Origin of the sequence: Microbacterium sp. CGR2, assembly GCF_003626735.1 — a bacterium.
Lineage (GTDB): Bacteria > Actinomycetota > Actinomycetes > Actinomycetales > Microbacteriaceae > Microbacterium.
The window spans coordinates 1,322,835-1,339,140 of the sequence record NZ_RBHX01000001.1; the positions used below are offsets into that span (position 1 = coordinate 1,322,835).

The 16,306-nt window shown below is 67.9% G+C and carries 14 protein-coding genes; 5 read left to right on the top strand and 9 right to left on the bottom strand.

Features of this window, described 5'->3' with window-relative positions; translation table 11 throughout:
• Positions 1-7: 7 nt before the first annotated feature.
• From kdpB to D7252_RS19955, 4 genes are read right to left on the bottom strand one after another with little or no spacing between them, the layout of a single operon-like run.
• Positions 8-2,278, bottom strand: a complete 2,271-nt coding sequence (gene kdpB / locus D7252_RS06700) for a potassium-transporting ATPase subunit KdpB (protein WP_120774666.1) — start codon at positions 2,276-2,278, stop codon at positions 8-10.
• 1 nt (position 2,279) lies between these two features.
• Positions 2,280-3,959, bottom strand: a complete 1,680-nt coding sequence (kdpA, locus tag D7252_RS06705) for a potassium-transporting ATPase subunit KdpA (protein ID WP_120774667.1) — start codon at positions 3,957-3,959, stop codon at positions 2,280-2,282.
• The gene (locus D7252_RS06710) at positions 3,959-4,048 is read right to left on the bottom strand and encodes a potassium-transporting ATPase subunit F (RefSeq protein WP_120774668.1); all 90 of its coding nucleotides are present in this window, start codon (positions 4,046-4,048) and stop codon (positions 3,959-3,961) included. Before D7252_RS06710 ends, kdpA begins: the two co-directional genes overlap by 1 nt.
• Complete coding sequence (locus D7252_RS19955; protein WP_183055203.1) at positions 4,045-4,185, bottom strand: hypothetical protein; 141 nt, start codon at positions 4,183-4,185, stop codon at positions 4,045-4,047. The genes D7252_RS06710 and D7252_RS19955 overlap by 4 nt, the downstream gene beginning before the upstream one ends.
• 335 nt (positions 4,186-4,520) lie before the next feature.
• Here D7252_RS19955 and D7252_RS06715 point away from each other — a divergent pair, with 335 nt between their 5' ends.
• The 4 genes from D7252_RS06715 to D7252_RS06730 all read left to right on the top strand — a co-directional run bounded on the left by D7252_RS06715 (position 4,521) and on the right by D7252_RS06730 (position 7,895).
• Complete coding sequence (locus D7252_RS06715) at positions 4,521-5,219, top strand: GTP pyrophosphokinase family protein (protein WP_120774669.1); 699 nt, start codon at positions 4,521-4,523, stop codon at positions 5,217-5,219.
• Between the two features lie 94 nt (positions 5,220-5,313).
• A complete protein-coding gene (locus tag D7252_RS06720; RefSeq protein WP_120774670.1) occupies positions 5,314-6,936 on the top strand; it encodes a molybdopterin-dependent oxidoreductase in 1,623 nt (540 codons plus the stop codon).
• Positions 6,937-6,975: 39 nt separating this feature from the next.
• On the top strand, positions 6,976-7,464 hold the full coding sequence (locus D7252_RS06725) for a molybdenum cofactor biosynthesis protein B (protein WP_120774671.1): 489 nt from the start codon (positions 6,976-6,978) through the stop codon (positions 7,462-7,464).
• Entirely contained in the window at positions 7,461-7,895 is a 435-nt protein-coding gene (locus tag D7252_RS06730) for a molybdenum cofactor biosynthesis protein MoaE (RefSeq protein WP_120774672.1), read from the top strand. Before D7252_RS06725 ends, D7252_RS06730 begins: the two co-directional genes overlap by 4 nt.
• A 120-nt stretch (positions 7,896-8,015) precedes the next feature.
• Here the strand turns inward: D7252_RS06730 and D7252_RS06735 are convergent, their stop codons facing one another.
• The 5 genes from D7252_RS06735 to D7252_RS06755 form a co-directional block, all read right to left on the bottom strand.
• Positions 8,016-8,249, bottom strand: a complete 234-nt coding sequence (locus tag D7252_RS06735) for a MoaD/ThiS family protein (protein WP_120774673.1) — start codon at positions 8,247-8,249, stop codon at positions 8,016-8,018.
• Entirely contained in the window at positions 8,246-8,767 is a 522-nt protein-coding gene (moaC, locus tag D7252_RS06740) for a cyclic pyranopterin monophosphate synthase MoaC (protein WP_120774674.1), read from the bottom strand. The genes D7252_RS06735 and moaC overlap by 4 nt, the downstream gene beginning before the upstream one ends.
• Positions 8,764-9,999, bottom strand: coding sequence for a gephyrin-like molybdotransferase Glp (gene glp, locus D7252_RS06745; RefSeq protein ID WP_120774675.1), 1,236 nt, complete (start codon positions 9,997-9,999; stop codon positions 8,764-8,766). The genes moaC and glp overlap by 4 nt, the downstream gene beginning before the upstream one ends.
• Positions 9,996-10,769: a HesA/MoeB/ThiF family protein gene (locus tag D7252_RS06750; protein WP_120774676.1), complete on the bottom strand. Its 774-nt coding sequence runs from the start codon at positions 10,767-10,769 to the stop codon at positions 9,996-9,998. Before D7252_RS06750 ends, glp begins: the two co-directional genes overlap by 4 nt.
• Positions 10,770-10,855: 86 nt before the next feature.
• Positions 10,856-11,689, bottom strand: coding sequence for an AraC family transcriptional regulator (locus D7252_RS06755; RefSeq protein ID WP_251051090.1), 834 nt, complete (start codon positions 11,687-11,689; stop codon positions 10,856-10,858).
• A 244-nt stretch (positions 11,690-11,933) separates the two neighbouring features.
• On the opposite strand from D7252_RS06755, the gene D7252_RS06760 reads away from it, so the two are divergent.
• A complete protein-coding gene (locus D7252_RS06760; protein ID WP_120774678.1) occupies positions 11,934-16,283 on the top strand; it encodes an LPXTG cell wall anchor domain-containing protein in 4,350 nt (1,449 codons plus the stop codon).
• The last annotated feature ends 23 nt before the right edge of the window (positions 16,284-16,306 follow it).

Consider the following 16,306-nt stretch of genomic DNA (forward strand, 5'->3'; position numbering starts at 1 on the left):
AGATGGATCAGAAGCCGGGGATCAGGCTCATGAGGAGATCGATGAGCTTGATGCCGACGAAGGGGGCGACCACCCCGCCGAGGCCGTAGATCAACAGGTTGCGCTGCAGGATCTGCGAGGCGCTCGCCGGCCGGTACTTCACGCCCCGCAGCGCGAGGGGGATCAGGAAGACGATCACGATCGCGTTGAAGATGATCGCGCTCGTCACGGCGGATGCCGGGGAGTGCAGCTGCATCACGTTGAGCGCCGCGAGCCCGGGGAAGATGCCCATGAACATGGCGGGGATGATGGCGAAGTACTTCGCGACATCGTTGGCCAACGAGAACGTGGTGAGCGCACCCCGGGTGATCAGCAGCTGCTTGCCGATGCGGACGATGTCGATGAGCTTCGTCGGGTCCGAGTCGAGGTCGACCATGTTGCCGGCCTCCTTCGCAGCCGACGTGCCGGTGTTCATCGCGACTCCGACATCCGCCTGCGCGAGTGCGGGAGCGTCATTCGTGCCGTCGCCGGTCATCGCGACCAGTCGCCCGCCCTCCTGCTCGCGTCGGATGAGGGCGAGCTTGTCCTCCGGGGTGGCCTCGGCGAGGAAGTCGTCGACTCCGGCCTCCGCGGCGATCGCCTTGGCTGTCAGCGGGTTGTCGCCCGTGATCATGACCGTGCGGATGCCCATGCTGCGGAGCTCCTCGAACCGCGCGCGGAGTCCGTCCTTCACGATGTCCTTCAGGTGCACGACGCCGAGGACCCGGGCGCCCTCCCTGTTGTTGCGTGCGACTTGTCGGGAGATTTCACGGATGTCGGCCCGATTCGCGGCATCCGGCCCGACATGTGTACTTTCTCCCGACAAGTGTGCCGCCGCAGGACTCGCGGGGACGACCGCGACGACGAGAGGTGTGCCGCCGCTCTGGGCGACAGCATCCGTTCTGGTGCTGAGTTCCTGGTCCACCTCGTCGAGACCGAGCCACGCCGCCACCGCGGACGCCGCACCCTTGCGGATCTGTGTGCCGTCGGCAAGGTCGAGGCCGCTCATGCGGGTCTGGGCGGTGAAGGGCACCACGACCGCATCCGCCGGCTGCTCGACCCGGATGTCGTGAGCCTCGGCGAGCTGGACGATCGAGGCGCCCTCGGGGGTGGGATCTGCGAGCGACGAGAGCGCGGCGACCCGCAGCAGCTCGTCGGCATCGACACCGGGGAGGGGAAGCACCTCGTGCGCTCGCCGGTTGCCGTACGTGATCGTGCCCGTCTTGTCGAGCAGCAGCGTGGTGACGTCGCCCGCGGCTTCGACCGCTCGCCCCGACATCGCCAGGACGTTGCGCTGCACGAGCCGGTCCATGCCCGCGATGCCGATGGCCGACAGCAGGGCGCCGATGGTCGTGGGGATGAGACACACCAGCAGTGCGATCAGCACCGGGATGCTCACGGGAGACGCGGCATACGCGGCGATCGGGTTAAGCGCGAGGACCACCACGACGAACACGATCGACAGGCTCGCGAGCAGGATGTTGAGGGCGATCTCGTTCGGCGTGCGCTGCCGACTCGCGCCCTCGACGAGAGCGATCATCCGGTCGACGAAGGTCTCTCCCGGCTTCGAGGTGATGCGCACCACGATGCGGTCCGACAGCACCCGGGTTCCGCCGGTGACGGCGCTGCGATCACCGCCGGACTCGCGGACGACCGGGGCGCTCTCACCGGTGATCGCGGATTCGTCGACCGTCGCGATCCCGGCGATGATGTCGCCGTCACCGGGGACGAGCTCACCCGCGGACACGACGACGACGTCGTCTCGCTGCAGCTCTGCCGACGAGACCTGCACCGTCTCGGCATGCTCGGCGGCCGCATCCGCCTTCTGGTCGTAGCCGACGACCTGTCGTGCCTGGGTGCTCGTCCGGGTCTCGCGCAGACTCGCGGCCTGGGCCTTGCCGCGGCCTTCCGCCACCGACTCGGCGACGTTGGCGAAGAACACCGTGAGCCACAACCAGACGGCGATTCCCCAGGTGAACGGCGCCGGGATGGGCGTGCCTCCGGAATCGGCGGGCCCGCCCAAGAACGGTTCGGCGACGGCGAGCACGGTGGTGAAGGCGGCGCCCACCCACACCAGCATCATCACGGGATTGCGGGCGAGGGCGGCGGGGTTGAGTTTGCGCACCGCGCCGGGCCCCGCCTCGACGAGTTGCGACCAGCCGAAGGCGCGGGCAGGTTTCGACTCGGTCTCGGTCGTTGAGCGAGCGGAGCGAGACGAAACGTCACGTGCGGCGGCAGGAGAGGTGGTGTCGATGGACATGTCAGATGAGTCCTTCAGCGAGGGGGCCCAGCGCGAGCACGGGGAAATAGGTGAGTGCGGTGACGATCACGGTCACGGCGACGAGCAGGCCGACGAACTGCGGCCGATGGGTGGGGAGGGTGCCCGTGGTGGAGGGGATGCGCTCCTGCGCGGCGAGGGAGCCCGCCAGCGCCAGCACGAGCACGATCGGCAGGAATCGGCCGAGGAGCATCGCGACACCCAGTGCGGTGTTGAACCACGGGGTGTTCGCGGTGAGGCCGGCGAATGCCGAGCCGTTGTTGTTCGCGGCCGAGGTGAACGCGTAGAGCACTTCACTCATCCCGTGCACACCTGGATTGAGGATGCTCGTCGACTCGACGTCTTCGCGGATGCCCGGCACCGCGAAACTCAATGCCGTGCCCCCGAGGACGAGGGTCGGCACCACGAGGATGTAGAGGCTGGCGAGCTTGATCTCACGCGGTGTGATCCGCTTGCCGAGGTACTCCGGGGTGCGTCCGACGAGCAGGCCACCGACGAACACCGCGATGATCGCCAGCACCAGCATCCCGTACAGGCCGGAGCCGACCCCGCCGGGAGCGACCTCGCCGAGCATCATGTTCAGCATCGGCATCATGCCGCCGAGAGCCGTGTACGAGTCGTGCATCGAGTTGACGGCGCCGGTCGAGGTGAGCGTGCTGGCGCTGCCGAAGAGGGTGGAGCCGAGGATGCCGAAGCGCTGCTCCTTGCCCTCCAGAGCCGCTCCCGCGAGTTCCGGGGCGCTGCCTCGGCCGGCCAGCTCGATGGCCGACAGTGCAAAGGTCGAGACGAGGAAGATCATGCCCATGACCGCGGCGATCGCATAGCCCTGGCGGTGGTCGCCGATCATGCGGCCGAACGTGCGGGGAAGGGCGAACGGGATCACGAGGATCAGCAGGATCTCGACGAGGTTCGTCCAGCCGGTCGGGTTCTCGAAGGGGTGGGCGGAGTTGGCGTTGAAGAACCCGCCGCCGTTCGTGCCGAGGAGCTTGATCGCCTCCTGCGAGGCGACCGGGCCGCCCGGGAGAGTCTGCGTTCCGCCGGAGACCGTGGTGACGTCGGTGAATCCGCCGAAGTTCTGAATGACCCCGCCGGCGAGGAGCGTCACCGCGCCGATCAGCGCGAGCGGGACGAGCAGGCGTCCGAGGCCGCGGGTCAGATCGACCCAGAAGTTCCCGATCGTCGGTGAGGCACGGCGTGCGAGGCCGCGGATCAGCGCGATCGCGATCGCGAGGCCGACCGCTGCGGAGACGAAGTTCTGCACGGTGAGGCCGGCGAGCTGAACGACGTAGCCCATCGTCTGCTCGGGCGAGTAGGACTGCCAGTTCGTATTGGCGACGAACGACGCCGCGGTGTTGAACGCGAGCCCCTCGGGCACGGCGGGCAGGCCGAGCGAGGCGGGCAGGAACGCCTGCAGTCGTTGCAGTCCGTAGACGAGAAGGAAGCCCACCAGTGAGAAGGCGAGGACGCTTCGTGCGTATGCGCGCCAGGTCTGCTCCGCGCGGGAGTCGACGCCGATGAGGCGGTACAGGCCGCGTTCGATGCGGAGATCGCGCGGAGACGAGTAGACGTGGGCGATGTAGTCGCCGAGGGGGCGATACAGCACGACGAGCACGACCACGACGGCGATGGCCTGCAGGATGCCGAACCAGATCGACGCGTCCATCAGAACCGCTCCGGCGCGACGAGAGCGACCACGAGGTAGACGACGGCGGCGACCGCGAGGGCGGCGGCGGCGATCTCGAAGACGATCACGAGAGGTCCTCTCCGGTCACGGCTTCGCGGCGAGCGGAGGCGCCCCGGCGCGGGCCGGGGCGTTCCACGCCGGAGGCGACCAAGGAGACGAGGGAGAAGAGCGCAATAGTCAGCGCGATGTAGAGGATGTCGAGCACGCTGTCGATCCAACTCCCGCGCGGGCTCCGCTTCCGCGATCCTCACGCTTTCCCTACGGTTTCCCGCCCGACCCATGCGCGTTGCTCACGGCATCCGACTTTCTGCGCGGGCTCCGGTCGCACTTTCGGCCGGGCTGGCCGGTCTCCTTTCCGTTCCGGTCGCACTTTCGGCCGGGCTGGTCGGCCGGAGGCGGCGGCAACTGCGACCGGAATCGACGCCTACTGGTCGGTAGTAGCACGAACTGCGACCGGAGCGGTCGACCCTCACGAAATCGTTCAAGGGGGCGTCGCGGATCCACAGCCCATTCCGATCACGAACCCGTAACGTCGAGGACATGACGTCGCTGCAGGTCACCGAGGATGCGATCAACGAGGCCCGTGAACTGCGTGACGAGTTCCAGCGTTTCCTGCGCGAGTACGAGTTCGGGATGCGCGAGGTCGAGACGAAGATCTCGATCCTTCGTGACGAGTTCACCCACGATCACGCGTACAACCCGATCGAGCACGTCAAGAGTCGGCTGAAGACGCCGGACAGCATCGTGGAGAAGATCGCGCGCAAGGGCATCGCGGAGCCCGACTTCGAACGCATCCGCGCCGAGATCACCGACATCGCGGGGGTGCGGGTGACGTGCAGCTTCGTCGCCGACGTGTACCGGCTCTTCGATCTCCTCACCGCTCAGGACGATGTCACGGTGCGGACGGTGAAGGACTACATCGCCTCGCCGAAGGAGAACGGCTACAAGAGCCTGCACGCCATCATCGAGGTGCCGGTGTTCCTGTCGACCGGTGCGCTGACGGTGCCGGTCGAAGTGCAGTTCCGCACCATCGCGATGGACTTCTGGGCCAGCCTCGAGCACAAGATCTACTACAAGTTCTCGAACCGCGTCCCCTCCCACCTCGTCGACAGCCTGACCGAGGCCGCGGATGCCGCCGCCGAGCTCGACAGCCGCATGGAGCGCCTGCACCGCGAGGCCCACGGCACGCCGCACGCAACCCTCGCTCCGCCACCCCCGCCGCACATCGTCGAGGTCTGACGGCGCGCCGTTCCATCCGATCGCGGCCTGTCTCCGAACAACGGGTGAGCCCACCGTCAGGTGAGCACACCGTCAGGTGGCAGAGGAGACGATCATGGCCCAGCGCAGCGGGAAACGATTCATCGTATGGGCGGCTCTCGCGGGCGTGATCAGCGGCGCCGTGTTCCTCGCGGCCGCGGAGTTGTTCGCGCTGCTGTTCGCGCGGGCGGCGAGTCCCGTCCTCGCGGTGGGTGGGTTCGTGATCGACATCGTGCCTCAGCCGTTCAAGGAGTTCGCGATCGCGACCTTCGGCGAGTACGACAAGATCGCCCTTCTGGCCGGTCTCGGACTGGCCGTGTTCATCGCCTCCGCGATCGCCGGCGTGTTGCAGCTGCTGCGTCCGCCGCTCGGCGTCGTCGCACTGGTCATCGCGGGAGTGCTCTCGACGGCGGCGATCGTGACCCGCGCCGGAGTGACAGCTCTCGCCTTCCTCCCGCCTGTTCTCGGCACGATCGCCGGGTGCGTCATCCTCCTGTTCCTCGTCCGGCGCCTGCGGGCATGGCGGGCGGCGACGACCCTCGCAGTCCAGAGCGACGACGACGCGGTGACCGACACCACCGACAAGACCGACACCACCGATGCGCCGGTAGACCCGGCTGCGCGGACCGGGTTCGACCGTCGCCGCTTCTTCATGCTGGCAGCCATCTCCGGAGCATCCGCGGTGATCGTCGGTATCACGGCGCGCACAGTGAGCATGGCGGTGTCGTCGGTCGAGGCGATCCGCGGCGCTCTCAAGCTCCCGGCGGCCAAGACGACCGTGACGGTCCCGTCCGGTGCCGAGCTCGACATCCCGGGATTGAGCCCGCTGTTCACCCCGAACAAGGACTTCTACCGTGTCGACACGGCACTGACGGTCCCCACGATCGATCCGGAGACCTGGCGACTGGTCATCGACGGCATGGTCGACGAGCGCGTCGAGCTGTCGTTCCAGGACATCCTCGACATGGGCCTCGACGAATACGCGATCACGCTCACCTGCGTCTCGAACGAGGTGGGCGGAGAGCTGGTCGGCAACGCGATATGGCTCGGTGTGCCGTTGCGCGATGTGCTGGCCAAGGCCGGACCGAAGTCGGGCGCCGACATGGTGCTGTCCCGCAGCGTCGACGGGTACACCGCGAGCACGCCACTGGCGGCACTCACGGACGACGGACTCGACGCGATCCTCGCCGTCGCCATGAACGGAGAGCCGTTGCCCCTCGAGCACGGTTTCCCGGTGCGCATGGTGGTGCCGGGTCTGTACGGCTACGTGTCGGCGACGAAGTGGCTCACCGAGTTGAAGGTCACCACGTTCGCCGATGACGAGGCCTACTGGACACCGCGCGGCTACAGCGCGGAGGCGCCGATCAAGTTCTCCTCGCGACTCGACACTCCGAGCATCGGCGAGGCGGTTCCGGCGGGCCGCATTCCGCTCGCCGGGGTCGCATGGGCGCAGTCTGTGGGCATCGAACGCGTCGAGGTGCGCATCGACGAAGGGGAATGGACGCCCGCGACGATGTCGACGCCGATCAACGACGACACCTGGGTGCAGTGGTTCATGGAATGGGACGCGACGCCTGGCACCCACTACGTCGCCGTTCGCGCGGTCAACAAAGACGGCGACCTCCAGATCGAGGAGCGTGCGCCCATCGCGCCGAACGGTTCCTCCGGATGGCAGCGTTCGCTCATCCGGGTCACCTGAGCCGGTGCGGCCGGGTGCGTCCACCCCTAGGGTGGACCCATGACGACGCTCCCCGCGCACGTGATCACCGTTTCCGACCGATCGTTCGCGGGCGAGCGCGAGGATCGCAGCGGACCGATCGCCGTCGGCCTGCTCCGGGATGCCGGATGGCACTGCCCCGATCCTGAAGTGGTGGCCGACGGCGCCGACTCGGTGGCGGATGCTCTGCGCAGAGCCGTCGCCCGCGGCGTCCGGTTGATCGTCACCACCGGCGGTACCGGCGTGAGCCCGCGGGACCTGACGCCGGAGGGCACGAGCAGAGTCATCACTCGGGAGATCCCGGGGATCGCAGAAGAGCTGCGGCGCAGCGGTCTGGCCGACACGCCCCTGTCTGTGCTGTCCCGCGGCCTCGCCGGCATCGTCGACCCCGAGGGCGCGCTGATCGTGAACCTCCCCGGTTCGGCGCGCGCCGTGTCCTTCGGAGTTCCCGTCGTGCTCGGCGTCGCCGCGCACATCGTCGATCAGGTCAAGGGTGGAGATCACACATGAACGATGTACGAGTGGCGGCGTTGAGTGAGGAGCTCCTCGACCTCGACGCGCATCTGCGAGCGGTCGACGATCCGGCTCTGGGAGCCGTGACGACCTTCATCGGGCGGGTGCGGGACAACGACCCGGATGCCGCCACCCCGGTGGTCGGTCTGGAGTACTCGGCACACCCCGACGCGGAGGCGACTCTGCGGCGGATCGCCGAGGAGGCCGGGGCGGATGCCGCTGCTCCCGCGGTCGTGGCGGTCAGTCATCGTGTCGGTCGTCTCGACGTCGGCGATGCGGCCGTGGTGATCGCGGTGGCCTCTGCCCACCGGGCCGAAGCGTTCGAGGTGTGCCGTGCGGTCATCGAGGCGATCAAGCGCGATCTCCCCGTCTGGAAGCGGCAGCTCGAGTCCGACGGCTCGACGTCGTGGAAGGGCATCGGCGGCTGACACGCCGTCTGCTCGCGCACACACGTCGGGAGCTTTCACACACGTAGGCCCGTAACCGGGCATACGTGCCGGCATCCGTGAAAAGTCCAGACAAGTGTGTGGAGGTCGGGAGGGCCCGCATCAACCGCCGGCGAAGGGCGGGAGGACATCGATGAGCTGCGCGTCGTCGAGGGGGCGGTCGTCGTCCGCCCGCACACCGTCGATCATCACCGCGCAGCGCGGCAGGATGTCGGCGAGGGCCGGATGCTCCGCGACGACGGCGGCACGGAGGGCGGAGAGCGAGCGCTCGCCGCGTTCCTCCTGATCCACGCCGGCGGCTTCGGCCGCTGCCGCGAAGTAGCGCACGCGGGTCATCGCGGTTCCTCGGATGCCGCGGCGGCAGCATCCATCCGGCTCTCGGGCTCGCCGGGGCGGACCCAGTCTCCCGAACGCCCGCCGGACTTCGCCACGATGCGGACGTCTTCGATGACGACCGAGCGATCGATGCCCTTGATCATGTCGACGACGGCGAGCGCGGTCACCGACACGGCGGTGAGGGCTTCCATCTCGACGCCGGTGCGGTCGGCGGTTCCGACGGTCGCCTCGATGAGCACACCGTCGTCGACGATGTCGAGCTCGACGCTCGCGCGGTGCACGCCGATCACGTGCGCGAGGGGAAGCAGCGCGGGGGTCGACTTCGCCGCCTGGATGCCGGCGATACGGGCGACCGCCAGAACGTCGCCCTTGGGGGCCGTGCCGTCGCGGAGTGCCGTGATCACCTCGGTGCTGCAGCGCACGAAGCCGCGCGCAGTCGCGGTGCGGACGGTCGGCTGCTTCGCGGTGACATCGACCATGTGCGCGCGGCCGGCGGAATCCAGGTGCGGGAAGCTCATCCGACCAGCATGACATCGATCACGTCGCCGACGGCAACGGCAGCGATGTCCGCCGGCACGATCGCGAATGCGTGCGCACGGGCGAGGCCCCCGGCCAGGTGTGAACCCGATCCGCCGGCGGTCGCTGGTCGTACGGTACCGGCGGCGAGATCGACGACGGCCGGCAGGTACTGGCGGCGTCCCGGGGGCGTGGTCCACGCGGTGTCGGCGGTGAACGGCGCGCGCGGGCGGTGGATGTCGGCGCGGCCCTGCAGGGCGAGGAGGGCCGGGCGTACGAACACCTCGAAGGAGACGGCCACGCTGACGGGATTGCCGGGGAGACCGAAGACCAGGGCGCCCGATGTCAGCACCCCGAACGCCTGCGGTTTGCCGGGCTGCATCGCGACGGGCGCGAACTCCACCTGGCCGCCACCATCGAATGCTCCGCGCACCGGTTCATAGGCGCCTGCGCTCACGCCGCCCGTGAACACGATGACGTCGACACCGCGGGCGACGGCATCGGCGGTGACGGTCCTGACAGCATCGGCATCGTCGGGCATGCGGGCGACGAGGACGACCTCGGCATCGGCATCCGTCACCAGCTGGGCGAGCAGGGGGCCGTTCGAGTCCGGGATGCGACCGCGCGCCGGCGGCTCGCCGGGGGTGAGCAGCTCGCTCCCGGTAGAGATCACGGCCACGCGCGGCGCGCGAGTGACGGCGACTTCGGAGATGCCTGCAGCCACGGCTGCTGCGAGCTGGAAGGCGCCGAGGCGTTCACCCGCGGGCACCACCTCGTCGCCCTGCTGCAGATCCGCGCCGCGTCGACGCACGAAGGCGTTCGGCTTCGCGGGGGAGCGGAGAACGGTCACCTCGCCGAGCGAGTCGGCGAGACCGCCGACGGTGTCTTCGAACGGCACGATCGTGTCGGCAGCCGTCGGAGTCGGGGAGCCGGTCATGATGCGGGCGGCTTCCCCCTCGTCGAGCGGCGGGTCGGTCGAGACCCCGGCGGGAAGATCGGCGATGACGCGCAACCTGACTGGATTCTCTTCGGATGCCGTGGCCACGTCCGCCGCTCGCACGGCGAAGCCGTCCATCGCGGAGTTGTCGAAGGGTGGGATGTCGTGGGCTGCGGTCGCCGAGTGCGCGAGGGTCCTTCCCGCGGCATCCCGTACCGGTCGCGTCTCGCCGGGGAGGACGCGGACGGCGTCGAGGACGCGAGCAAGCTGGTCTTCGACCGTGCGGAGCGTGTTCATGCGGGTGCCGCCGCGGCGGGGCGGATCGCGATCTCGTGCTGGCGTGCCGAGAGGGCGTCGATCACCGCGAGCCGACCGAGCAGAGGCGTGCCCGCGCCGGTGAGGAGTTTCACGACTTCGGTGGCCAGCATCCCGCCGACCTGCACGCACAGCGCTCCGAGCACGCCGACCTGGGCGCAGCTCGGTGGCTCTCCCTCCGTGCCGAGGGGAAAGAGGTCCGTCAGCACGACCGGCTCGCCCTCGGGTGGATTCGACCAGAAGACGGTGACCTGGGCGTGCCATTCCTGCACGGCACCCCAGACCAGGGGGAGCCCCAGCGTTTCAGTGGCGGCGGCGACATCGCGACGCGTCGCGAACGAGTCGCTGGTGTCGACCACGACGTCGGCGCCCGCAAGCAGACGCTCGGCGTTGGTGGTGTCGAGGCGCTCCGGGAGCTGGGTGACCACGGTGGTCGGGGAGAGTGCCGTGATGGCGCGCGCGGCCGAAGCGGTCTTCGCCGTGCCGATGTCTTCGACGCGATGCGCGAGCTGGCGCTGCAGATTCGTGAGCTCGACGTGGTCGTCGTCGATCACGGTGAGTGAGCCGATGCCGGCCGCGGCGAGGGCGAGCAGGGCGGGCGATCCGAGACCGCCGGCGCCGATGACGGTGACTCGTGCGGCCGCCAACCGGCGCTGCCCTTCTTCGCCGATCCCGGTGAGGACCGCGTGCCGGGCGGTGCGGATGAGCTCGGTCGGCTCCAGCGCCGGGGCCGGCGCGACGAGAGGATGCATGGGTTCAGGGTATGCCCGGCCGCCGGGTACCCGCAGAGCGTAGATCTACGAAGGCCCGCCGACCGGTCGAGCGTGGTCGCGTCGTGTCACGGGCGCCGCGCGAGCGCGCGGTTCATCTGCTTGGCTGACGCGAATCCTGCGAGCTCGGCGGCCTGGGAAGCCGGGAGAACTTTCGCGTGCGGCATCCGATCGATCTCGGTGACGCGGCGCCGTTCGATCTCACGGCGCGGAGTAGTCCCGAACCGCGCGAAGGCGTTGTGCACCGTGCGGACACTCACTGACAGCTCTCTGGCGAGCCTCGCAACGTCGAAGCCCGGATTGCGGAAATGCGACTCGATCGCATTCTGCGCCGCCATGAACAGTCCGTCGTGATGGAGAGAGTCCCAGCCGATCTCGTCGCTGCCGGCTTCATCGAGTGCGCCCGCCACCAGATGCTCGAGGGCGAGGCCGAGGTGTCGCTGCGCGGTCACGCTTGTCGGTGCGGGTGAGTTCAGCACCGTGTTCGTCATTGTGAGAAGGGCGCGGACGGACGCGTTGCGCATCGAGATCGGTTCGTGGAAGCGGAAGCGTGATTGTCCCTCTTTGAGGAACGTGGGTTCGAAGTACCAGACGAAGCGTGCGGTTGTGGTGAGTGTCTGTGCCGTCGTCGGCGCCTCACCGTCGAGAAGGATCAGTGAGTCAGATTCAGCGGTGACCGCTTTGCCGTCGACGTCGAATTCGAACCCGCCCTCTACCGTGTAGACAAGGTACGTCCGTTCGGGGGCTGTGGTCAGGTTGTAACCCGCCGAATTGGACCATGCACGGCCCATTCCATACTGCGGGTGCTGAGTGGTCTCGGCGACCAATCCGGGGTCGATCTCACCTCGTGGATGCCATCCGAAGTCGTCGCATTCTTCGGCCGCGTCCACGCCCATCGCCATGATCTTCACCAGCGTTCCCCTCCCAAGGATCTGCCGTCTACGTTATTTGATCCGCCCTCGGCCTGGCCGCTCAGGAGCGCGGTTCGGCGGGCGCCAGGCGGGTCAATTTCTGCACCGCCTGGACACTTTCTGCACACTTGCCGCTGCCGCATATCGGAGCCTGGTGATTCGCTGTGAGCGCCCCTAGGTTTGGCTCGGAATGTCTCCCGTCGCCTGGACGGGAACTCGGAGCCGGAGGGGCACAATGCGTCTGAAATACAGGGACGGTCGGGCACGACCGTCGTGGATTCGAAAGGCCGGTTCACTGCTGGCCACGGGAGCGCTCGTCGCCTCCGGCCTTGCGGTGGCGACGGCCACGCTGGCCGCACCGCCCGCGCAGGCGGAAGAGAACGTCCCTGGCGTGCCGGCCGGATTCGAGACGACTTTCTACGCGTACATGGAGGCGGGCGACAGTCTTGACGTCTCCTTCACCAAAGCATTCACGAATGACGACGGGGGCTACGCGTTTAGCGTCATCGATCCCACGGGCACCGTCGCCTGGTCGTGTTCGATCACGGAAGCTCAAGCTGTGGGGACGACCTGCGCTATCCCCGATCTCACGGGGCCCGCGGGTGCGTGGACGATCGTGCAGGACCAGACCACGACGTCCGGCGGCAGCAGCTTCGACTGGAACATCACCGTCAGCAACAGCGCCGATGTCGCCCAGACCGGTCGCGTGTGGACCAACAACTACGGCGCCTATCAGACCGACGGCGTGCAGACTCGCGATCTGTCGTACACCGTTCTGAACGACACCGGCTACCGCTACGCCGTCAACCTCAACGACTACAACGGCATCGGCTCGCGGATCATCGCGAACAGCCTGGGCCTGACCGGCCCGGATGGGGAGCCGTTGTACGAGTCCGGACCGGCAGCCGGTATCAACCCCGCCTTGACCAGCCCGCCGTACCGCATCTTCTTCGAGGAGCCTTCGGCAGCGCTTCCCGCAACCGCACCGTCCGCGGAAGGAACTCTCACCGTCGCTCCGCCGCTGCTGACTCCCGCCGAGCTCGCAGTGGACGATCTGGCGTTCACGCCGTCCTCCGTGAACTCGGGCTCCGGCACCTTCTCCTACTCGATCAACGAGCGCTTCTCTGGCGCATACAACTTGCAGGTCGACACGAACGGCAACGGCTCCTATGACGACGCCGTGGACCGCACGATCAGGCTAGGCGCAGACGGGTCAGGGGAGTACACGTATGACTTCGACGGCCTCGACGGCGAGGGCAATGTCGTCGCGGACTGCACGCTCATGAACGCGCGCATCTTCTTCGACCAGCTCGGAGAGTTCCACCTGCTCCAGGTCGACGTCGAAGGCCGCACCGGCGGCCTCGAGATCATCCGCCTCAATGGCTCCGCCGCCGCTGCGGACACGATCTACTGGAACGACACGAACCTCGAAGCCACGACCGGACCGCGCGCGAACACGACGCCGGTGCTCGACGGCACCGCTGGGGTGGCAAGCACGGGCGGCGTGCACGGCTGGGCCAACAACGGCAACAGCTGGGGCAACAACCGCACCATCGATGACTGGACGTACGACCCCATCGCGCTCGCCGCTGGCGAGATTCAGATCGGTGGCCGCTGCCTCGACATCGAGAAGACGTCGGATGCTGACGCCGACACGCGCGTGGGCGACACCGTGACCTACACCGTCACGGCGACCAACACCGGCGTTCTCGACTACACCGAAGCGACCCCCGCCACCGTCACCGATGACCTCGCCGGTGTCCTGGACGACGCGACGTACAACACCAACGCTTCGTCTGATCTGCCGGGAACGGTCGTCTACGAGGAGCCCAAGATATCGTGGACCGGTGCACTTCCGGCCGGTGAAACGGTGAGTATCACCTACACCGTGACGCTCGTCGCGGGTGGCGACGGTGCTGTCCGAAACGTCGCTTTCTCGCCTCCGCCGGGTATTACGACGACGCCTGTCTGCGACCCACCCGATGCTGATGGACTCGACCCCGAGACCGGCATTCCCTGTGCGGAGAACGAGTTCGAGCTGCCGCGTCTGACGGTTGAGAAGACCTCTGATGTTGCGGACCTCCCGGCCGATGGTGGTGAGGTCACGTATGAGGTGACGGTCACGAACGCGGGTCCCGGTGTCTACACCGAGGACGCACCCGCGATGCTCACCGACGACCTCAGCGACGTTCTCGACGACGCCGAGTTCGGTTCGATCGTCGCCCCCGCAACGGGTGCGGAGTTCGACGAGGCGACGGAGACCCTGACCTGGTCGGGACCGCTGGGTGTGGGCGAGTCGGTCACGATCTCGTACACGGTTACCTACGACTCGACCACCGGCGACAACGTGCTGTTGAACGTCGCCTGTGTCCCCGAGGGGGAGACCGCTCCGGGCGCGGAGAGCTGCGACACGGTTCGCATCCCCGCCGCCGCCCTCGAGGTGACGAAGTCGGTCGACCCGGCTTCAGGAACCACGGTGGCTGCCGGTGAGACGCTGACGTACACGCTCAGCTTCATCAGCACAGGTGAGACGGCCGCGACAATCGACAAGGTCGACGACCTCGCCGACGTCCTCGACGACGCCGAGCTGGTGGCGGGATCGATCGTCACCTCGAACCCGGCGCTGACGGCGGAGCTCACGGGCACCGACCTGGCGATCACCGGTTCGGTTCCCGCGGGTGAGACCTACACGGTCACCTACTCGGTCCGGGTGAACCAGTACCCCGAGCAGGCGAACCACATTCTCGCGAACGTGGTGCAGAACCCCGACGGCACGTGTGATGTCGGTGGCTGCCCGGAGACGGAGAACCCGATCCGCCACTTCTCGATCGAGAAGTCCTCGGACACCGTTGAAGGTGTGCAGACCAGTGATGTGGTGACCTACACGGTCACACTCACGAACGACGGAGAAGGTGCATACACCGACGACGTGCCGGCAGGCATGACTGACGACCTCACCGACGTGCTCGACGACGCCGCCTACAACGGCGACGCCGAGGCGGTCGCGTCCGACGGGTCCCAGGTTCCGGCACCCACCTTCAGCACCCCGGTGCTCGCATGGTCGGGTCCGCTGGCCGTCGGAGAGTCCGTCTCGATCACCTACACGGTGACCGTGACGAACCAGGGTGACGCTGACCTCGTCAACGTGGCCGGTCCGGTCTGCGGTCCGGAAGAGGTCTGTGACCCCACTCCCCCGGTAGAGATCCCGCTCCCGCGGATCACTCCGACCAAGTCGTCTGACCCGGCCACCGGTTCGGACGTCGTCGCCGGTCAGGTTGTCACGTACACCGTGACATTCACCAACGACGGCCAGGCCGCCGGGGACGTTGCAGCCACGGACGATCTGAGCAGTGTCCTGGACGACGCTGAGCTGACCGACGGGCCGACCACGGACGTGGACGCGATCAGCGCGGAATTCGACTCCGAAGCCCAGACGCTTCGTGTTGAAGGCCCGCTCGCCGCGGGTGCGACTGTGACGGTCACCTACCAGGTGACGGTGCTGCCCGATGGGGAGCGCGGGGACAACTTCCTCACCAACGTCGTGACCTCGGACACCCCGCCGTACGAATGCGACCCGGCTGACACCGACTGCGACCCGTTCCCGCCGCCCACGACCGAGCACCAGATCGGTGAGCTCGACGACTGGAAAACGGTCGACCCGGCATCCGGATCGACGGTTCGCGCCGGCCAGGTCGTGACCTACACGCTGCACTTCGAGAACACCGGAGAGGCACCCGTGTCGGTCGACCGTGAGGATGTCCTGACCAAGGTCCTGGATGACGCGACGGTCACCTCGCAGCCGGCGAGTTCGGATGCAGCGCTGACTCCGTCTGCCGTTGAAGGAGAGCGATTCTCCATCACCGGTTCCCTCGCTGCCGGCCAGGTCGTCACGGTCACCTACCAGGTGACGGTGAACGCCGACGGCGCCCGCGGTGACGACCAGCTGGGTAACTTCCTGGTCGACACCGGCGAGGTCCCTCCGACGGAGTGCGTCCCCGAGGACACGGAACGCCCTGACTGCACCGTGAACTACGTCTCCAACGTCGCGGTCACCAAGTCGGCGAACCCGACCTCTGGCACAGAGGTCGAGCAGGGGCAGGAGGTCACCTACACGCTGACGTTCCGCAACGTGTCGACGAACCCGGCTGCGGCAGATGCTGACGTCGACTACACCGACCACATGGCCGATGTTCTCGATGACGCTACGCTGACGCAGGCACCGCAGGCTTCGGCCGCCGCGCTGACCGCGACGGCTTCGGGGCAGAACATCCGGATCGTCGGAGCGCTGGCTTCCGGCGAGACGGTGACGGTCACGTACGGCGTCACGGTGAAGGACTGGTCCGCGCAGGGCAACCACAGCCTCGGCAACGTCGTTGCTGTGAGCGGCGAGGAACCGATCTGCGTTGACGGCAACGAGCTGTGCACGTCACACCCGTTGACGGAGCCTGAGGGGCTCGCAATCACCGGTGGTGAGGTTGCTGCATGGGTCGTGATCACGGGTCTGATGCTTCTCGTCGGAGGTGGCGCGCTCATGATGGCTCGCCGTCGCCGGGAGGAGATCGCCGCGGTCGAGTCGATCGACTGACCCGAGTGACCAGGTGGTGTGCC